Source organism: Salinivibrio sp. HTSP (genome assembly GCF_003390965.1).
In the GTDB taxonomy this organism is placed as follows: domain Bacteria; phylum Pseudomonadota; class Gammaproteobacteria; order Enterobacterales; family Vibrionaceae; genus Salinivibrio; species Salinivibrio kushneri.
Map to the genome: position 1 here is coordinate 15,632 of NZ_PXUD01000016.1, position 19,841 is coordinate 35,472.

The 19,841-nt window shown below is 51.5% G+C and carries 17 protein-coding genes; 12 read left to right on the forward strand and 5 right to left on the reverse strand.

The window, feature by feature from the left end; all coding sequences use genetic code 11:
* Positions 1-27 precede the first annotated feature (27 nt).
* The 4 genes from C7A19_RS03880 to phoU are packed head-to-tail and all read left to right on the forward strand — an operon-like array spanning position 28 to position 5,475.
* Positions 28-2,256, forward strand: coding sequence for an ABC transporter permease subunit (locus tag C7A19_RS03880; protein ID WP_116644225.1), 2,229 nt, complete (start codon positions 28-30; stop codon positions 2,254-2,256).
* 17 nt (positions 2,257-2,273) lie between these two features.
* Positions 2,274-3,920, forward strand: coding sequence for a phosphate ABC transporter permease PstA (gene pstA, locus C7A19_RS03885; RefSeq protein WP_116644246.1), 1,647 nt, complete (start codon positions 2,274-2,276; stop codon positions 3,918-3,920).
* An 18-nt stretch (positions 3,921-3,938) separates the two neighbouring features.
* The gene (gene pstB, locus C7A19_RS03890) at positions 3,939-4,757 is read left to right on the forward strand and encodes a phosphate ABC transporter ATP-binding protein PstB (protein ID WP_069363270.1); all 819 of its coding nucleotides are present in this window, start codon (positions 3,939-3,941) and stop codon (positions 4,755-4,757) included.
* Between the two features lie 10 nt (positions 4,758-4,767).
* Positions 4,768-5,475, forward strand: a complete 708-nt coding sequence (gene phoU / locus C7A19_RS03895; RefSeq protein ID WP_046075027.1) for a phosphate signaling complex protein PhoU — start codon at positions 4,768-4,770, stop codon at positions 5,473-5,475.
* Positions 5,476-5,478: 3 nt separating this feature from the next.
* On the opposite strand, the gene ppk2 is transcribed toward phoU, so the two are convergent.
* The 3 genes from ppk2 to C7A19_RS03910 form a co-directional block, all read right to left on the reverse strand.
* A complete protein-coding gene (gene ppk2 / locus C7A19_RS03900) occupies positions 5,479-6,291 on the reverse strand; it encodes a polyphosphate kinase 2 (RefSeq protein WP_077600227.1) in 813 nt (270 codons plus the stop codon).
* 150 nt (positions 6,292-6,441) lie between these two features.
* Positions 6,442-7,182, reverse strand: coding sequence for a copper homeostasis protein CutC (locus tag C7A19_RS03905; RefSeq protein WP_116644226.1), 741 nt, complete (start codon positions 7,180-7,182; stop codon positions 6,442-6,444).
* A gap of 201 nt (positions 7,183-7,383) precedes the next feature.
* Positions 7,384-7,986, reverse strand: coding sequence for a peroxiredoxin C (locus tag C7A19_RS03910; protein WP_069363267.1), 603 nt, complete (start codon positions 7,984-7,986; stop codon positions 7,384-7,386).
* A gap of 143 nt (positions 7,987-8,129) precedes the next feature.
* On the opposite strand from C7A19_RS03910, the gene C7A19_RS03915 reads away from it, so the two are divergent.
* The 3 genes from C7A19_RS03915 (at position 8,130) to aceA (ending at position 12,538) form a co-directional block, all read left to right on the forward strand.
* Positions 8,130-9,044, forward strand: coding sequence for a hydrogen peroxide-inducible genes activator (locus C7A19_RS03915; protein ID WP_116644227.1), 915 nt, complete (start codon positions 8,130-8,132; stop codon positions 9,042-9,044).
* Positions 9,045-9,547: 503 nt separating this feature from the next.
* Positions 9,548-11,155 (forward strand): malate synthase A, encoded by a 1,608-nt coding sequence (gene aceB, locus C7A19_RS03925; RefSeq protein ID WP_116644229.1) that lies wholly within the window; start codon positions 9,548-9,550, stop codon positions 11,153-11,155.
* Positions 11,156-11,233: 78 nt separating this feature from the next.
* Positions 11,234-12,538, forward strand: a complete 1,305-nt coding sequence (gene aceA, locus C7A19_RS03930; protein ID WP_069363264.1) for an isocitrate lyase — start codon at positions 11,234-11,236, stop codon at positions 12,536-12,538.
* Positions 12,539-12,596: 58 nt separating this feature from the next.
* Here the strand turns inward: aceA and C7A19_RS03935 are convergent, their stop codons facing one another.
* Positions 12,597-13,037 carry a CBS domain-containing protein gene (locus tag C7A19_RS03935; RefSeq protein WP_077484548.1) on the reverse strand — a complete coding sequence of 147 codons (441 nt, stop codon included), beginning with the start codon at positions 13,035-13,037 and terminating at the stop codon, positions 12,597-12,599.
* A gap of 215 nt (positions 13,038-13,252) precedes the next feature.
* Between C7A19_RS03935 and queA the strand changes: the two genes are divergently transcribed.
* The 5 genes from queA (at position 13,253) to secF (ending at position 18,746) form a co-directional block, all read left to right on the forward strand.
* Positions 13,253-14,305, forward strand: coding sequence for a tRNA preQ1(34) S-adenosylmethionine ribosyltransferase-isomerase QueA (queA, locus tag C7A19_RS03940; protein WP_116644230.1), 1,053 nt, complete (start codon positions 13,253-13,255; stop codon positions 14,303-14,305).
* Between the two features lie 112 nt (positions 14,306-14,417).
* Positions 14,418-15,539 (forward strand): tRNA guanosine(34) transglycosylase Tgt, encoded by a 1,122-nt coding sequence (gene tgt / locus C7A19_RS03945; RefSeq protein ID WP_116644231.1) that lies wholly within the window; start codon positions 14,418-14,420, stop codon positions 15,537-15,539.
* Positions 15,540-15,575: 36 nt separating this feature from the next.
* Complete coding sequence (gene yajC / locus C7A19_RS03950) at positions 15,576-15,905, forward strand: preprotein translocase subunit YajC (protein WP_021022912.1); 330 nt, start codon at positions 15,576-15,578, stop codon at positions 15,903-15,905.
* 27 nt (positions 15,906-15,932) lie between these two features.
* A complete protein-coding gene (secD, locus tag C7A19_RS03955; RefSeq protein WP_116644232.1) occupies positions 15,933-17,786 on the forward strand; it encodes a protein translocase subunit SecD in 1,854 nt (617 codons plus the stop codon).
* A 12-nt stretch (positions 17,787-17,798) separates the two neighbouring features.
* Positions 17,799-18,746, forward strand: coding sequence for a protein translocase subunit SecF (gene secF / locus C7A19_RS03960; protein WP_069363259.1), 948 nt, complete (start codon positions 17,799-17,801; stop codon positions 18,744-18,746).
* 156 nt (positions 18,747-18,902) lie between these two features.
* Here secF and suhB read toward each other — a convergent pair whose 3' ends face one another.
* Positions 18,903-19,706, reverse strand: a complete 804-nt coding sequence (gene suhB / locus C7A19_RS03965; RefSeq protein WP_116644233.1) for an inositol-1-monophosphatase — start codon at positions 19,704-19,706, stop codon at positions 18,903-18,905.
* Positions 19,707-19,841 lie beyond the last annotated feature (135 nt).

Below are 19,841 nucleotides of genomic sequence, written 5' to 3' on the forward strand. Positions count from 1 at the left end.
GGGCTTGCTCAATAAAAAGAGGCACGAATGATCCACTCTTCACCATCATTAACGGATACCCGACCGGCGCGGCGGTTTAAAGATAAACTGACTCGCCAAACGGTACGTCTTGGTGGCGTGATGGTATTAGTGACCCTGCTGCTTCTTTTCTTCTACTTACTCACAGTGGTGGTACCGCTTTTTCACCAAGCGAGTGTCAGCTTGAGTGAGCGTTTTAGCGTAGCCACTCCCGGCGTGCCTCAATACATTGGCGCCGATACGCGCAATCAGTTGGCGTATGGCTTGGATGATCGAGGGGTGTTAACCGTTGTCAAGCGCCCGTCACGGTCTGGGACGCCCGCAGCCAGCGCCGTGCCACGCGCGCAAACGGTATTACAGCAGCCGTTATCCAGCATGGATAAGCCTGCGATAAGCCGCGTCGAAGCATCTACGCCGTTTTTGGCGGTAGAAAAGACACCAGGGCGCGTGGCTGTTTGGCAATTACGCTTTCGTACACAGTATCAAGCTGACGCTTCAGTGGTCCCTCAATTGTCCACTATGCCAGCCTTTGGTCGTGAGTTGATCGTGGACGCGAGCGCGCAGCCGCTTAACCAGCTTACCGTGGCGGTGCCGGATAGTTTACATGGTCAAACCATCCCGCCAGTGCTGGCTGCCGTTACCCAGGATAACCGCCTGGTCGTCTATCGGGGTACGCAAAAAAGCACGGTGCCTCTTTCACAAGCCGTTGACCATATTGCGTTATCAGGAGACGGACAGCGCTTGTTTGTCCATCAACAAAATCGCTTAGCGATTTGGCGCTTAAAGGGAAACGATCTAGCCTTGCGCGAAACGGTCAATCTCGACAATGTCGTCACCAGTCCGGTCACGAAAATGGCGATGCTAGCCGGGGGGCGCTCTTTGCTCCTTCAGCACCAAGACGGCACAGTGACACAATGGTTCGATGTGGTGAAAAATGGCGAGCCGTCGTTAACCGAAGTACGCGCGTTTTCGCCGGGAGAGGGCGTGGCGCGTCTTGCACCAGAGCGTCACCGCAAAAGCATGGCGACGGTGGATGAAACCGGACGACTCAGCCTGGTGCATGCCACCAGTAAAAAGGTGCGCCATTTCGATGCTCAGTTTACCGCGCTGCCTGATGCTTTGGCGTTTACGCCTCGCGCAAACGGGCTGATTGCTGTGGTTGACAGTCAATGGCAATGGTTGACTGTGGACAACCCTCACCCAGAAGTGAGTATTCACTCGCTATGGCAGAAAGTGTGGTATGAAGGGTATCCGTCTCCCCAATATGTGTGGCAATCGACCTCTGCGGATGACAGCTTTGAAGCGAAATTGAGCGTGGTTCCGGTGATCTTTGGAACCTTAAAAGTCGCCTTGGTTTCTTTAATTTTCGCAGTGCCGATGGCGATAGGGGCAGCCATATACACGGCTTACTTTATGTCATCTGGCTTACGGCGTTGGGTGAAGCCGACGGTGGAAACAATTGAAGCGTTACCCACCGTCATTATCGGCTTTTTGGCCGGCTTGTGGCTGGCACCTTGGGTTGAATCGCACATTGCTAGCGTCTTCTTGCTGCTCTTGCTTATCCCTATTGTTTTGCTCGGGCTAAGCGGGGTGTGGCGCATGATCCCAAGGTATGTGCGACGCCGCTTACCTGATAACGCACAAATTGTGGTCATCATTCCGGCCTTATTGCTGGTGGGCGTATTCGCCGCGTATCTGGGGCCATGGGTAGAGCAGCTGTGGTTAGGGGGGGATGCTCGCCAATTTATCACACATGAGCTTGGCATCGGCTATGACCAGCGCAATGCGTTGGTCGTGGGTATTGCGATGGGCTTTGCGGTGGTCCCAACCATTTTCTCGATGGCCGAAGATGCGATTTTTTCGGTGCCTCCACACCTTAAAAACGGTGCTTTGGCCTTAGGGGCAACACATTGGCAAACCTTGACCCGGGTGGTGTTGCTTACCGCGAGCCCAGGTATTTTTTCTGCTGTGATGATGGGTTTTGGGCGCGCGGTGGGTGAAACCATGATCGTGCTGATGGCTACTGGCAATACGCCGATCATGGATTGGAATTTGCTCGAAGGATTACGTACCTTATCGGCCAATATCGCGGTAGAAATGCCGGAGTCTGAAGTGGGTAGCTCCCATTATCGGGTGCTGTTTTTAACCGCTTTTATTCTTTTTGTCTTCACGTTTGTCTTTAACACATTGGCAGAGCTGATCCGTCAGCGTTTGCGTGACAAGTACAGCAACCTTTAACCGAGACGAGAATGCGCATGCGTCCATGGATAAAATCTGGCACTCCCTGGGTTTGGATGACGGCTGGTATGGTCAGTGTCAGTCTGATCGCGATTCTCGGAGTGCTGTTATTGCTCGGTTATCGAGGCTTAGGCTACTTCTGGCCGACACCAGTCACCAGCTTTGAAGTAAAGAGTGAGCAGGGGGTAGAAACCGTGGTCGGACAAATTTACCGAACCGACCAGGTTGATGCGACGCAGCTTGAAGATGCCGGTGTTGCATTGCCAGCCTATCGCCAGCCTAGCTACCAACGCTTGGTGGTTAAAACCGGTAATCGAGAACAAGCGGGCATTGATTTTCGTCAGCTACTTGCGTTTCAGATCAAAAGCCAGCACACGCCAGTTGAAATGGCGATGATCGAGCGAAGTGAAAATGGCATGTTTTATGGTAAGCCTCAAGCATACGTCGACGCCGGTGGCCACCGACATGCATTAGTGCTGTCTGAACTTTATCAACGCTTGGAAGATTTAGCGGCGCGTCGCGCGGTGATCAATGACATCGAGCAAGTACACTTAGCGGGGATTAACTATCGGCTGGAGCAATTGCGGCTGGAGGAAAAGTCCCTCTCATTAGACAGCCAGCTAAACACGGCAGACAAAAAACGAATCGATAAGCGTCGTTCACAGCTGCTATCGCAATACCAGCAGTTGGAGAAAAAGCTCAAACAGCTGCGAGAAAAACAACAAACGGGTGCGCTTGTTGTTGAAGATAGCCACGGTGACACCGTGGCGTTGCCTCTGCAAAATGTGATTAATGTTTGGTATCCCAACGCCATGAGTGCGGTTGAGAAGCTTGAATTTTGGGGATACCAGGTCGCGGCCTTCTTATCAGAACCACCACGAGACAGTAATGCCGCGGGGGGCGTTTTTCCCGCGATTTTTGGCACCGTTTTCTTGGTGCTGTTGATGTCAGTGATTGTCACCCCGTTAGGGGTGCTTGCCGCGGTATACCTTCACGAGTACGCGCCGAAAACGGCATTCACGCGTATTATTCGCATTGCCGTGGTTAACCTCGCCGGGGTACCGTCAATTGTGTACGGGGTGTTCGGGCTAGGCTTTTTTGTCTACTTTATCGGTGGCACCATTGATGATCTGTTTTATCAAGCGGCGCAACCCGCGCCTGTCTTTGGTACGCCAGGCATTCTCTGGTCGGCTCTGACATTGGCGATCCTCACTTTACCTGTGGTGATAGTGTCCACAGAAGAGGGACTCGCCCGAATTCCGACCAGTGTCCGCCATGGTGCCTTTGCCCTTGGCGCCACCCAATCAGAAATGCTCTGGCGGGTGGTCCTGCCGATGGCCAGTCCTGCGATGATGACAGGGTTGATTTTAGCGGTCGCTCGTGCAGCCGGAGAAGTGGCGCCCTTAATGTTGGTGGGAGTGGTTAAGGTCGCTCCCTCTTTGCCAGTGGATGGTAACTTCCCGTTTTTGCACTTAGAGCGGAAGTTCATGCATCTGGGCTACCATATTTATGATGTCGGCTTTCAAAGCGCGCACATCGAAACGGCGCGACCTTTGGTATACGCCACGTCATTTTTGCTTGTGTCAGTGATCGTGGCGCTCAACTTGTCCGCGATTGGTATTCGTCATTACTTGCGTGAAAAGTATCGCGCATTGGAATTATAACGATAAGGATCCCGCTCGATGTTTTCGATAACGCCACCCATAGGCTTAACGCCTAGCTTAGATTTGGGGAATTTGCCTGACGAGCAAACCGCGTTAGCCATTCGGGATCTCAATCTTTACTACGGATCGACCCAAGCGCTATTTGATATCAGTATGCGGATCCCGAAAGGGAAGGTCACCGCATTTATCGGGCCGTCTGGGTGTGGTAAATCGACATTACTACGATGCATTAATCGGATGAATGATTTGGTGGATGGCTGCCGTGTTCGAGGCGGAATTACCCTGCACGGACAAAATATCTATCACCGTGATGTGGATGTGCCAGCATTACGTCGCCAAGTAGGGATGGTGTTTCAACGCCCAAACCCGTTCCCCAAATCTGTCTATGAAAACGTGATCTTTGGATTACGCTTGCAGGGGATCAATGATCCTAGAACACTGGATGATGCGGTAGAGCGCTCGCTACGTGGCGCGGCATTGTGGGATGAGGTGAAAGATCGTCTCAATGACAATGCGTTTGGGTTGTCCAGTGGGCAACAACAACGGTTAGTGATTGCACGGGCGATCGCGATTGAGCCTGAGGTGCTATTGCTTGATGAGCCATCGTCGGCGTTGGATCCCATCTCAACCTTAACCATTGAAGAACTGATTAATGACTTAAAAAATCAGTATACGGTGGTGATTGTCACCCATAATATGCAGCAAGCGGCGCGGGTTTCGGATCAAACGGCGTTTATTAATATGGGGCGCTTGGTGGAATACGCGGATACCGATACCTTGTTTACCACCCCACAAAACAAACAAACCGAAGATTACATCACCGGGCGCTACGGATAAGGAGCAGGCCTTGGATAACCACAATATTAGCCGTCATATTTCTGGTCAGTTTAACGCAGAGCTTGAGGCCATTCGCACCCACGTGCTGGCAATGGGCGGCTTGGTTGAGCGTCAGCTAACCGATGCACTGCGCGCCATGCACAATCAAGATGTGGAGCTTGCGCGCCATGTTATTCGTGAAGATCACAAAGTGAACGGCATGGAAGTGGCGATCGACGAGGCATGTACACGTATCATTGCTAAACGTCAGCCCACCGCGAGCGATTTGCGACTGGTGATGGCAATCATCAAGACCATCACGGATCTTGAGCGCATTGGTGATGTTGCTGACAGTATCGCTAAAATGGCATTGGATAACTCAAGCTACTCTCAGCAACCGTTTTTGGTATCACTCGAAGCCTTGGGTCAGCGCGCCGCTAAAATGCTGCACGATGTGTTAGACGCCTTTGCGCGCATGGATATTGATGCGGCCATGAAGGTCTATCGCAAAGATGACTCGTTAGACCGTGAATACGAGGGGATTTTGCGTCAGTTGATGACCTACATGATGGAAGATCCACGCTCGATTCCCAATGTGCTGAAAGTGATGTGGTCGGCCCGAGCCATTGAGCGAGTGGGCGATCGCTGTCAGAACATTTGTGAATACATCATCTATTTTGTCAAAGGCAAAGACGTTCGCCACATTCAAAAAGAGGAGCTGGAAAAGCTCCTCAAATAATCGCTACTTGTCATTTAACCAGTCACTGACGGCGTCTGGGACAAAGCTCTGGTCATGCAAAGGCATACGCACGTAACCTTCCTTATTGATTTCTGGGAGGGTTACTGTGGGGTAGTCAATTTCTTGGTAAGGGATTTGTGAGAGTAAGTGGGCGATACAATTGAGCCGAGCGTGTTTTTTGTTATCGGCTTCCACCACCCACCAAGGGCTTTCTTTGGTGTCGGTGTAGGCAAACATGCGGTCTTTGGCTTCACTGTATTGCACCCAACGACTACGAGACTCGAGATCCATTGGGCTGAATTTCCATCGCTTTATTGGGGTGTTAATCCGCTCCGCGAAGCGCTTTTCTTGCTCCTCGTCCGATACCGAGAACCAGTATTTTATTAAGATGATCCCGGAGCGGATCAACATACGCTCTAGCTCGGGACAGGTGCGAAGAAACTCTTCATATTCTTCATCGCTGCAAAAGTTCATGACTCGCTCGACACCGGCGCGGTTATACCAACTGCGGTCAAACAAGACAATTTCACCACCGGCGGGCAGGTGCTCAATGTAACGTTGAAAATACCACTGCGTGCGTTCGCGCTCTGTGGGCTTGTCTAGCGCGACCACGCGACAAACACGCGGATTGAGCTTTTCGGTGATCCGTTTAATCACGCCGCCTTTACCGGCGGCATCGCGCCCTTCAAAAATGACCACCACTTTCAACTGCTCTTGCTTGACCCACTCTTGCAGCTTGACCAACTCAGTTTGTAATTCGGCTAGCTTTTTTTCGTAGTGTTTTTTGCTGATTTTTTGTGTTTTTTTATCCGACAAAGCCGATCTCCTTTTACCACAGCGATGGGGTTACGGTAGAAAACTCACTTTTCGGATGCAATGGATTCACGCAGCGAAAGCGTATATCACTTCAAAAGACTAGAGCGGGTCACATTGCCATGTTGTTTGGTCACGACATTACACCGAGGTTTAAAAACGATTGGCAATGGCTTTGACCAGACGAACGCTTGCCGGATCGGTGATCGGATAACGGGCATCATCCCCATCGCCCATTGATGCATGTGAGTTTGATTGCATGACGCTTACTTGCTCGGTACGTGCCGATAGGTGGATTTCACGTGCGCCAGTGTAGGCGAGCAACGCTTGTGCATTATCAGGGGTTACACCTGCGCCTGGCATGATGGTCAATGAGGTATGGCGTGTGGCGTCTACCCACTGTTTGAGTGCCTCTTTGCCTTGTAAAGCGTTCGCCGCTTGCCCAGAGGTAAGAATCCGTTCAATCGCTGGGCGGGCAAGGATTGCGTCGAGCGCCGCGTGAGGGTCTTGGCAATGATCGAATGCGCGGTGGAACGTCACGCCCATTCCCTTTGCTTGGGCAAGCATGGCGTCTATCGCCGGTAGGTCGAGCTGACCGTTTGGTGCGAGTGCGCCGATCACCACGCCTGCACACCCGGCTTGGCGGGCGTTGGCAATATCCTGCAGCATCACTTCTATTTCTTCACTGGCATAGACGAAGTCGCCTTCTCGCGGCCGGATAATCGCATAAATAGGGATTCGTGCTTTTTGAGCGGCTTGTTGCATATAGCCATCACTCGGGGTTAAGCCACCGAGGCGCAGTGCGCTACACAGTTCAATCCGATCTGCGCCAGCGTGTTCGGCCAGCGATAATGAACGGATACTATCAATACAAACTTCAACTAAGGCAGACATATCACCCCTTTGACGAAACGCACCGTGTCAGCATAGCTAAAACTATTGTGACAGGGTGAGGGGAAAACGCCTAGTGTTAGTTGGAAAGGGTTTGTTGGGAGAGAATCAGCCGATACGGTGAGGCGAGCAGATACAAAAAGGGCCCGGTTTGCCGGGCCTCATTATTGTCTCACATTATCCAGTGCGGGGCACTTGACCTTATTACAGGTCGTCAGTGTGCTCAGACAGGTATGCAGCAACACCTTCAGGAGATTCTGCCATACCCGCTTTACCTTCTTCCCACTGTGCAGGGCAAACTTCACCGTTTTTCTCGTGGAAGTTCAGTGCGTCAACCATGCGTAGCATTTCGTCGATGTTACGGCCTAGTGGCAGGTCGTTAACAACTTGGTGACGAACAACGCCTTCCTCGTCGATAAGGAAAGAACCACGGAAGGCAACGCCAGCTTCTGGGTGCTCAACGTCGTATGCTTTACAGATTTCGTGCTTAACGTCAGCAACCAGTGGGTATTTCACTGCGCCGATACCGCCGTCTTCGACAGCCGTTTTACGCCACGCGTTGTGTGAGAACTGAGAGTCGATAGACACACCGATAACCTCAACACCTTTAGCTTGGAAGTCGCTCAGGCGCTTATCGAATGCGATCAGCTCTGATGGGCACACGAAAGTGAAGTCGAGTGGGTAGAAAAAGACAACCGCTTTTTTGCCTTTGGTGAACTCTTTCAGGTTGAAGTTATCAACGATTTCGCCATTGCCTAGTACGGCAGCGGCAGTAAAATCTGGTGCTTGACGACCTACGAGTACCATATCTCAGCTCCTAGTTTAAATGTTTTCCTGATAATCAGGTTCCTATATAAGCGAGACAAACTATAGCGAACTTGTTAGATTGAAAAAAGTGGAATTAATAGATTGTAATAATCGAAAAATACGATTGTTTAAAATATGACTGTATGAGCAAATATCCGTCTTTAAAGCAGCTACAATATTTGGTTACCCTTTCCGAAACACGGCATTTTGGCGAAGCAGCCAAATTGTGTTTTGTCAGCCAGTCTACGTTGAGCGCGGGGATCCAAAACCTCGAGGATCTGATTGGTGCTCAGCTCATTGAGCGTGACAATAAAACCTTGGTACTCACAGGCATGGGCGAAGAGGTGGTGCGCCGTAGCCGAGAAATTCTAGCACGCAGCCAGGATTTGATGGAGCTAACGCAAGTTAAATCAGACCCTATGCACGGCAAAGTCCGGCTGGGTTGCATCCCCACCATTGCGCCTTTCTTGTTGTGTGATGTGGTTCAGCAGGTCAATCAACATTATCCCAATCTAGATTTGCTATTGCGCGAGGATACGACGGCGAACTTACTCACCGCGCTAAAACACGGCGAAATGGATATCCTTATCCTGGCTTTACCCATGGATATTGGCACCATGACTCGCCGCGTGGTGGGGCGGGATCCATTTAAAATGGTGATGAGCCAAAAGCAAGCTGCGCAGCTTGAGTTACCGATTGATTATGACGCCCTCCCCGATGAGTCTGTCTTCTTGCTTGAACGAGAACACTGCCTCACCGACCACGCGGTGTCTGCCTGTCAAATGACGGCCTCGCAGAAGATTAATCCTTTCATGGCGACCAGCTTACACACCTTGGTGCAAATGGTGGCCAACGGCAATGGTGTGACTTTTATACCGCAAATGGCAATCGATCATGGCTTGATTGATAACCTCGACGTGCATTTAGAGACGCCGCCGGGGGAAGCGGCCTACCGTGATATCGGGGTGGTCTGGCGTCCTTCTTCGAGTCGGATTGATACGTTCAACCAGCTCGCTGATCTGGTCGCAGAGCTACTTTCCCCAATAGCTAAGGAATAAAGAGACCAAAATGAGTGATTTAAACTGGTTTATCTACTTTATCTCAGCATTATCATCTATTTTAACCTTGCCAAAACGACGCTGAAGCCGTTGGATTATTATCACGAAAAAAGCAGCATCTAGGGGAGCGGCTTTTTGCTTTTTTTCCTAAGAGATTGAAATGATTTTGGTTTTTTACTTTTTCACGAGAAGGTGAAGTGCGCGATATGTAATTTAATTACGTAACTGATTACAAGGTGGTGACAAAATTATGATCCCAGTAGCAGTGTTATATCATTCTGCTTATAGGCATAAAAAAGCACATTAGAGTTTATGCTCTAATTTTTTAACTGTTTGTTTATATGTGCTTTTTTGTCTTTGTCTTACCGTTTTGTTTTGACCTTTGGTTGATTTTTGCGCGAATGTAAGCCAACGTAATAACTCAAGCGCTGCACGAGAGCCCAAGAGCGTGTAGTGAAAAGAGTGTTGTGATTGGATTACAAATGATAAGCCAGGGAGGCGATATGACGGAAGCGTGCTCAACCTTACGCGAATCGTTGGTGATTAACGAGACAGTCACCGAAGAGCAGGCAGAAATCTTAACCGAGGAAGCATTGTGCTTTTTAGCCAGTCTCGCTGAGCGGTATGCGGCGCGTATCCCTACGCTTTTAGCAGCGCGTGAAGCACGTCAACAACGCATTGATGCGGGAGCGCTGCCCGACTTTCTACCGGAGACGCAATCGATTCGCCAAAGCGACTGGACCATCCGTGGCATTCCCAAGGATTTACAAGATCGGCGGCTAGAAATTACCGGACCAGTAGAGCGAAAAATGGTGATCAATGCACTTAACGCCAACGTGAAAGTTTTCATGGCGGATTTTGAAGACTCCTTTTCGCCAGCATGGCCGCAAGTGGTTGAAGGCCAGCGTAATTTGCGCGATGCCGTCAATGGCACCATCAGTTATCAGCACCCAGAAACCGGCAAGCGCTACCAGCTGAATGACAACCCTGCGCGTCTTATCTGCCGTGTGCGTGGCTTGCACCTGACCGAAAAACACGTGATGTGGCAAGGTAAGCCGATTCCCGGGGCTTTGTTCGACTTCGCCCTGTACTTTTTCCATAACTACCGTCGTTTACTCGAGACGGGATCGGGGCCTTATTTCTACCTACCTAAGTTACAGGCTTATCAGGAAGCAGCATGGTGGAGCGAGGTGTTTTCCTTTGCCGAAGACGAGTTTGGTCTGAGCCGCGGCACCATTAAGGCAACTGTGCTGATTGAAACCCTGCCTGCCGTGTTTGAGATGGATGAGATCCTGTATCACCTCCGTGACCATATCGTCGCCCTTAACTGCGGCCGCTGGGATTATATCTTTAGCTATATCAAAACGCTGCGCAATCACCCGGATCGTGTGTTGCCTGATCGCCAAGTGGTGACCATGGATAAGCCTTTCCTTAACGCTTACTCGCGTCTGCTGGTCAAAACCTGCCATAAGCGTGGTGCGTTGGCGATGGGCGGTATGGCTGCCTTTATTCCCAGCAAAGACCCGGCTGAAAATCAGCAGGTACTGGACAAAATTGAAAAGGATAAAACCTTAGAAGCTGATAACGGTCACGATGGCACCTGGATTGCGCACCCAGGCCTGGCAGACACGGCTAAAGCGATTTTTGACCGCGCACTTGGCGATAAGCCAAATCAGCTAGCGGTCACCCGCGAGCAAGACGCTGAGACCACGGCGGCTGGCTTGCTAGCGCCTTGCGAGGGTGAACGCACTGAGGCCGGTATGCGACATAATATCCGTGTCGCGGTGCAGTACATTGAAGCGTGGATATCGGGTAACGGCTGTGTGCCTATCTATGGCCTGATGGAAGATGCGGCTACAGCTGAAATCTCACGTGCGTCGATTTGGCAATGGATTAAACATCAGAAACCACTGAGCAATGGCAAGGTGGTGACCAAGGAGCTCTTCACACAGTACCTTGGTGAGGAAATGACGGTGCTGGAAAAAGAGCTGGGGGCAGCGCGCTTTGCGCAAGGCCAATACCAGCAGGCCGCCACCTTGATGGCTGAGCTCACGACCAGTGATGAGCTGGTTAACTTCTTAACCTTGCCAGGTTATGAATACCTGCCGTAATGGGCATGGAAGCACAATAACAAACATGGAATGACAGTAAGGGGCTGGTAAAGCCCTACTAACAAAGAGGAATGGAACATGACTTTGACTCGCCAACAACAAATCGCTGAACTGGAAAAGGATTGGGCGGAAAACCCGCGTTGGAAACAGGTTAAGCGCCCCTATACGGCTGAAGAAGTGGTCAACATGCGTGGCTCGTTTGTGCCGGAGAATACGATCGCCAAGCGTGGTGCTGCCAAGCTATGGGATTTGGTCAACGGCAGTGCGAAAAAAGGCTACGTGAACTGCTTGGGCGCGTTGACAGGCGGTCAAGCGGTACAGCAAGCCAAAGCGGGTATTGAGGCGGTTTATCTATCCGGTTGGCAGGTGGCGGCGGACAACAATACCGCCTCAAGCATGTATCCAGACCAATCCCTGTATCCGGTCGACTCTGTTCCCGCTGTCGTTAAGCGCATTAACAATGCCTTTCGCCGCGCCGACCAGATTCAGTGGTCAAAAGGCAGTTCGCCAGAGGAGGGCACGGATTACTTCTTGCCGATTGTGGCCGATGCCGAAGCAGGCTTTGGTGGCGTGCTTAACGCCTACGAGCTGATGCGCAACATGATTGAGGCTGGCGCGGCAGGCGTGCACTTTGAAGACCAGCTCGCGTCAGTGAAAAAATGTGGCCACATGGGCGGAAAAGTATTGGTGCCAACCCAAGAGGCGGTACAAAAATTGGTGGCGGCGCGCTTAGCCGCGGATGTGGCGGGCACCGATACGCTGGTGATTGCGCGTACTGATGCCAACGCCGCGGATCTATTGACCTCAGATTGCGACCCATACGACAAGGACTTCATCGTTGGTGAGCGCACAGCCGAAGGCTTTTATCGCGTGCGCCCTGGGATTGAGCAAGCCATTTCGCGCGGCCTAGCCTATGCGCCTTATGCCGATTTGATTTGGTGCGAGACCGCGAAACCGGACTTGGAAGAAGCACGACAGTTTGCTGAAGCTATTCATGCTCAGTACCCAGACCAGCTTCTGGCTTATAACTGTTCACCGTCTTTCAATTGGGAGAAAAACCTGGATGCAGAGACGATTGCACGCTTCCAGCAAGAGCTGTCAGACATGGGCTACAAGTACCAGTTCATTACCTTAGCGGGTATTCATAACATGTGGTACAACATGTTCGACTTGGCGCATGCTTATGCGCAAGGTGAGGGCATGCGTCACTATGTTGAAAAGGTTCAGCGCCCCGAGTTCGCTGCCGCTGAGCATGGCTATACCTTTGTCGCACACCAACAAGAGGTGGGCACCGGGTATTTTGATCAAATGACCAATATTATCCAAGGTGGCCAGTCATCGGTGACGGCATTGACGGGCTCGACGGAAGAAGATCAGTTCTAGTCAGGCGATACCCGTTATCAACCTCATAAAAAGGGAGTTTCGCACTCCCTTTTTTAATTTACTCGCCTTCTTCAACCGGTTCACTTTCTTCTTGGATCTCGAGTAGTGTCGACGCGATGGCGACAAAATCACTGTCGGTGATGATCCCAACTAAACGTTGGTGTTTCACTACCGGCAAACAGCCTATTTTACGCTCTAACATGGTTAGCGCTGCCGCTCGTAAGGATGCGCCAGGATCGACCGTGACCAGTTGTCGCTCGATAAAGTGTGATAGGGGAGTATGGATCTGGTGATCGCCATTGGTGGTCTTGCCCAGTGATGAGGCTTGCGCTGATAGCACATCTCTTTGGGTGACCAGTCCTAACAAACGCTCATCATCATCCACAATAGGGAGATGGCGGAAGCGCTCGGCGCGCATTAAACGGTGGGCATCGTCAAGTGTGTGGTCAGGGCTAAGCGTATGTGGATGCCGGGTCATCATATCATCAACAACAAACATGGCACCTCCTTGTCGTCAGTACACAGGGTTACTTTTACTGTAGTGCAGTTGTGCTGGGTTAGACGTGATATGCATCAAGATAACGACGTGCATCGAGGCAAACGTGGAGCCCAAGGGTACCAGTGTAAACCATGCCTGAATCAAGCTTACAGCTTGCTTGATCTTCACGGTGGGCTACCTATACTAGCGGCCTGCTTTTTATCTAGGCAAAGGTCATGCAATTATCCGATTTTCACTTTGAACTCCCCGATGAGTTGATTGCGCGCTATCCGCAACCGGATCGCAGCGCGAGCCGCTTGCTCTCGCTCGATGGCACCAGCGGCGAGGTGGTACATCGTCAGTTTAAAGACATCCTCGAGCTGGTTGAGCCGGGTGATCTGATGGTGTTCAACAACACGCGCGTGATCCCGGCGCGTGTGTATGGGCGCAAAGCCTCAGGCGGAAAAATTGAGGTGCTGGTGGAGCGTGTGCTCGACGAGCAGCGCTTCCTTGCTCATGTGCGTGCCTCTAAAGCTCCGAAACCCGAGGCTGAGCTTTTCCTCGGCGATGAGGGACAAGTCGCGGCTCAGATGGTGGCACGCCATGATGCTCTGTTCGAAATCCAGCTAAACAGCGATAAAGGCGTGGTGGATACGCTTAACGACATCGGCCATATGCCGTTGCCGCCATACATCGACCGCCCTGATGAAGAGAGCGACAAAGAGCGCTATCAAACCGTGTATAACCAGAAACCTGGGGCAGTCGCTGCGCCTACTGCGGGCCTACACTTTGACGATGCCATTATGACAGCGCTTAAAGAAAAAGGCGTCAATATTGCCTTTGTCACCTTGCACGTGGGAGCCGGAACGTTCCAACCGGTTCGGGTCGACAACATTGAAGAGCACACCATGCATGCTGAGTATGCTGAAGTGCCTCAAGAAGTGGTTGACGCGGTCAATCAAACACGAGCACAAGGTAAGCGGGTGATTGCGGTGGGAACCACCTCGGTGCGTTCACTGGAAAGTGCGGCACAGGCGGCCAAGCAAAAAGGTGAGCCACTGTCCCCGTTTTTTAATGATACGCAGATTTTCATCTATCCGGGTTACCAGTGGCAACTGGTTGACGTGTTAGTGACCAATTTCCACCTACCGGAATCCACATTGATTATGTTGGTCAGTGCCTTTGCTGGTTACCAACACACCATGGCGGCTTATCGTGCCGCGGTTGAAGAGCGCTATCGCTTTTTCAGCTATGGCGATGCCATGTTTATTACCCGTCAGCACAACTGACGACAGAATGAGGACACGGGCTCTCATGCCTGTGTGCGCTATGCTTGCGGCAGGGTCAATCTGTTAGCATAAGACACACGCCAGACTGTTTCTCTGGCACTGAGGAGGATTCGTGGAATACGAACTGAAAAAAACCGACGGACGCGCTCGCCGTGGCCGCTTAATTTTTGAACGCGGCACGGTAGAAACCCCGGCTTTTATGCCGGTAGGCACCTATGGCACCGTTAAAGGGATGACGCCTGAAGAAGTGAAAGGGACGGGGGCGGAGATCCTATTAGGGAACACTTTCCATCTATGGCTACGCCCTGGTCAGGAAATTATGCGACTGCACGGGGATTTGCATGACTTTATGCAGTGGCATGGCCCTATTTTGACCGACTCAGGTGGTTTCCAAGTGTTCAGTTTGGGCGATATCCGCAAAATCACCGAAGAAGGGGTGCACTTTCGCAACCCAGTGAACGGTGATCGCATCTTTATGGACGCGGAAAAATCGATGGAAATCCAATATGACTTGGGTTCAGATATCGTGATGATTTTTGATGAGTGTACGCCGTATCCTGCGACACACGCCGAAGCGAAAAAGTCGATGGAAATGTCATTGCGCTGGGCAAAACGTAGTCGCAATCATTTCGACAAACTAGGTAACAAAAATGCCTTGTTTGGGATTGTACAAGGCGGTGTCTACGAGGACTTGCGTGATGTGTCGGTAGAAGGCCTCACCGAGATTGGTTTTGATGGGTATGCCGTCGGCGGACTCGCGGTCGGGGAGCCCAAAGAAGACATGCACCGCATCTTGGAGCACACTTGCCCGCAGCTGCCAGACGATAAGCCCCGCTATCTGATGGGCGTAGGAAAACCTGAAGATTTGGTCGAAGGTGTTCGTCGCGGCGTCGACATGTTTGATTGCGTGATGCCGACACGCAACGCACGTAATGGCCACTTGTTTATTACTGGCGGTGTGATCAAGATCCGTAATGCGAAACATAAAAGTGATACCTCGCCTTTGGATCCTGAGTGTGACTGTTACACTTGCCGCCACTACAGCCGTGCTTACCTCTACCATTTAGACCGCTGTAATGAGATCCTAGGCGCGCGACTCAATACTATCCACAACTTGCGCTACTATCAGCGTGTAATGGAAGGTTTGCGTAACGCGATTGACGAAGGTAGATTAGATGCCTTTGTAGCGGATTTCTACGCGCGTCGTGGCAAAGAAGTGCCGCCGCTCGACTAATTTCGAATTCAACAACTAGAACGAGGACGTGATTGAATGTTTATCTCACAAGCTCACGCAGCCGCTGAAGCCGGACCACAAGGTGGCGGAATGCAGCTTTTTATCATGCTTGGTCTCTTTGCGGTGATTTTTTACTTTATGATCTACCGCCCGCAATCTAAGCGTGTCAAAGAGCACAAAAACCTGATGGCATCTATGAGCAAAGGGGACGAAGTGCTAACGGGGGGTGGTCTAGTGGGTAAGATCACTCAAATCGCTGAAGACAATGACTTTATTGTGATTGCGCTCAACGATAATAACGAAGTAACCATCAAAAAAGACTTCGTGACGGCAGTACTGCCTAAAGGTACTATCCAGTCTCTCTAATTCTCGCAACCATAAAGGATGCATGCTGTGCTAAACCGTTATCCTTTGTGGAAGTACATCATGGTGCTAATAACACTGGTTATTGGCATCGTGTATGCACTTCCCAATTTATACGGTGAAGATCCAGCAGTACAAATTTCCGGGGCGCGTGGCGCCTCGGTAGATATGACTGCGTTGGACTCCATCAAACAGACCCTCGAATCGAACGACCTTTCCTACCAATCCATTGCGCTCGAAGACGGTACCGTCTTAGCCCGCTTTAAAGACACGGAAGCACAAATCGGCGCCCGTGATGCCTTGATGTCGCGTTTCGACAGTGATGATTATGTGGTCGCCTTAAACTTAGCGCCTGCAACGCCATCGTGGCTGGATACGCTGGGTGCTACCCCGATGAAGCTTGGCCTAGACCTACGTGGCGGCGTGCACTTCCTGATGGAAGTGGACATGGATGCAGCATTAGAAAAGCTGATCACCCAACAAGAAGACAGCTTCCGCACCGACTTACGTGAAGCCCGTATCCGTTATCGTGGCTTGCGTGTAGAAGATAATACCCGCGTCGTGGTAAATCTGCGTAATGCCGAAGACACCAATAAAGCCCTAGAGCTGCTCTCGAACAACTACCTCGACATGAACTTTTCTGTCGATGAAGATGAAGGGCGATTAGCCGCGGTATACAAAGAAGAGCGACTCAAAGAGATTCGCAATTACGCGGTGGCGCAAAACATTACCATTCTGCGTAATCGTGTTAATGAGCTGGGTGTGGCCGAGCCTTTGGTTCAACGCCAAGGTGCAAGCCGTATTGTGGTTGAGCTTCCTGGCGTGCAGGATACAGCGCGCGCGAAAGAAATCCTGGGCGCGACCGCGACCTTGGAATTCCGCGAAGTGGATCAAGACGCTGACCTATCTGCCGCCATGGCGGGTCGTGTACCGCCAGGCAGCGAGCTGATGCGTACCCGTGATGGCCGTCCCGCCGTGCTGAAAAAGCGCGTCATTTTGACCGGCTCACACATTACTGACGCCAGCTCGTCACGCGACGAATACAGCCGTCCTCAAGTTAATATCTCGCTCGACAGCGAGGGCGGTGACAAAATGGCCGACTTCAGTAAGCGCAATATTGGTGAGCTGATGGCGACGGTATTCGCTGAATACAAAGACAGCGGCGAGCGTGATGAAGACGGCAAAGTGATCTTGGAAAAACACGAAGAAGTGATTAACCAAGCCACGATCCAGTCCGCTTTAGGACGTAACTTCCGTATTACCGGTATCGACTCTGCCGCTGAAGCTCACAACTTGGCGCTACTGCTGCGTGCGGGGGCCTTGATTGCGCCTATCTCGATTGTTGAAGAGCGCACCATTGGTCCATCAATGGGTCAGCAAAACATCAATATGGGTGTGCAAGCCTGTATCTGGGGCTTGGTGGCGGTGATGCTCTTCACCTTGATTTACTACCGCCGCTTTGGTCTGTTTGCCAACTGTGCTTTGTTTGCCAATATCGTCTTGATCATCGGTATTATGTCTCTGATCCCAGGGGCGACCATGACACTGCCTGGTATTGCCGGTATCGTCTTGACAGTGGGGATGGCGGTCGATGCCAACGTGCTGATTTTTGAGCGGATCCGCGAAGAAATCCACGAAGGCCGTAATCCTCAACATGCAATCGACCGTGGCTATTCTAACGCGTTTAGTACCATCGCCGATGCCAATATCACCACGCTGATCACCGCAATCATCTTGTTTGCTGTGGGAACAGGCGCGATAAAAGGCTTCGCGGTGACACTGTCGATCGGTATTTTGACCTCGATGTTTACCGCCATCATTGGTACGCGTGCACTGGTTAACCTGGTGTACGGTGGTAAGCGCGTCAAGAAACTGTCGATTTAAGGGAGTCCAAGCATGTTTCAAATATTTAAACCGGACATGTCGATCAACTTTATGCGTTGGTCTAAATTGGCCTTCGTGTTGTCCATCGCCATGATTGCCGCGTCTGTGGTGACCCTATCCACTAAGTGGTTAAACTGGGGGCTCGACTTTACCGGCGGTACCTTGATAGAAGTGGGCTTTGAACAGCCCGCTGACTTACCGCAGATTCGTGAGTCACTGGCGGCTGACGGTTTCGATGATGCCGTGGTACAAAACTTCGGTAGTGCCACTGATGTGATGGTGCGCCTGCGTCCGCGTGATGACATGGAAGGTGAGAACCTCGGTAACGAGGTGCTCAATGCCATCAAAGCAGGTACGGGTGACCAGGTAGAAATGCGCCGCATCGAGTTTGTCGGCCCGAACGTGGGTGACGAGCTGACCGAAGCGGGTGGGTTGGCGATTATTATCGCGCTGGTCTGTATCCTGATCTACGTGTCGTTCCGTTTCGAGTGGCGTTTGGCCGCGGGCGCGGTGATGGCACTGGCGCACGATGTGATCATTACCTTGGGGATTTTCTCCTTGTTCCAAGTCGAAGTGGATTTGACCATTGTCGCTGCGTTGCTGACGGTGGTGGGGTACTCGTTGAACGATACCATCGTGGTGTTCGACCGTATTCGTGAAAACTTCCGTAAGCTGCGTAAAGGCGAGTCAGATGAAATCATTAATGCGTCTGTCTCTCAGACGCTAAGCCGAACCACCATCACCTCGGGCACCACATTATTTGTGGTGATTGCCCTGTTCACCTTGGGTGGAACCATGATCCACGGCTTTGCGATGGCCTTGCTGATTGGTATCACCGTGGGTACCTACTCTTCAATCTATGTGGCGTCCGCACTGGCATTGAAGTTGGGAATTGCACGCGAGCACCTCTTGGTGCCAGAAGTGGAAAAAGAAGGGCAAGAATTCGACGCGATGCCTTAATACGCTCGCCCTGCCCGCATGATGGTGGGGCGATGTTGCTATTATCGGCGTGAAGCGCTCAACAGGGTGCGTGTCTCAAAGAGGCTGTCGGTGATTTGAATGCATAAAAAAAGCGACGCTCACCGAGCGTCGCTTTTTTATACCCAGAGGGAAGCATTATTTTTTCATCGACTCAGGGGCGTTCTCGCGCACTTTGGCCAGCATGCCTTTTACGACGCGTGGTGCACCGCTTACCACGTTACCGCTACGCATGTAGTCGGTTCCGCCGTTAAAGTCGGTACAAATCGCCCCAGCTTCACGGGCAATCAATTCGCCTGCCGCGATATCCCACGGTTTAAGACCAAGTTCAAAAAAGCCATCAACACGGCCTGCGGCGACATAGCAAAGATCGAGCGCGGCAGAGCCGGTGCGACGGAAGTCAGCACAGTCGACAAACAACGCGCTCACAACCGCCATAAAGCCTTCTGCGTGCTGCTTGGCTTTGAAAGGGAAGCCCGTGGCTAAGACGGTGCCGTCAAGCTCTTTGGCGCTGCCGGTACGAATACGCTTGTTGTTGAGTTGCGCGCCTGCACCACGTTGTGCGGTGAATAGCTCATTACGGATAGGGTCGTAAACGCAGCCGATCTCAGTGCGGCCTTTAATGCGCACCGCGATAGACACGCTGAAGTGCGGAAAGTCGTTAACGAAGTTGGTGGTGCCATCCAGTGGGTCGATGATCCATTGATAGTCGCTATCTTTCCCTTCAGCCACGCCTGACTCTTCGCCAACGATGGTGTGGTCTGGGTAGGACTTTTTGATGATGTCGATGATGATTTGTTCCGCACCTTTATCGACGTTAGTGACAAAGTCATTGCTGCCTTTTTGTGCGGTTTCGATGTTGTCTCTGTTTTCTGCAGATTTAGCGATAAAATCGCCAGCCTTCCGTGCAGCACGGACGGCGATGTTTAGCATCGGATGCATACGGTTTTCCCAACGGATGTTAAAGAACGAAAGCGGGGCGGAGTATAACAGAGCCAGAGCAAAAGGAAAGTGGGTATTTTTTGACCGCGGCCATGTCCGTGAAGCGACGCGACACGCTTAGCTGAGAAGTATTAT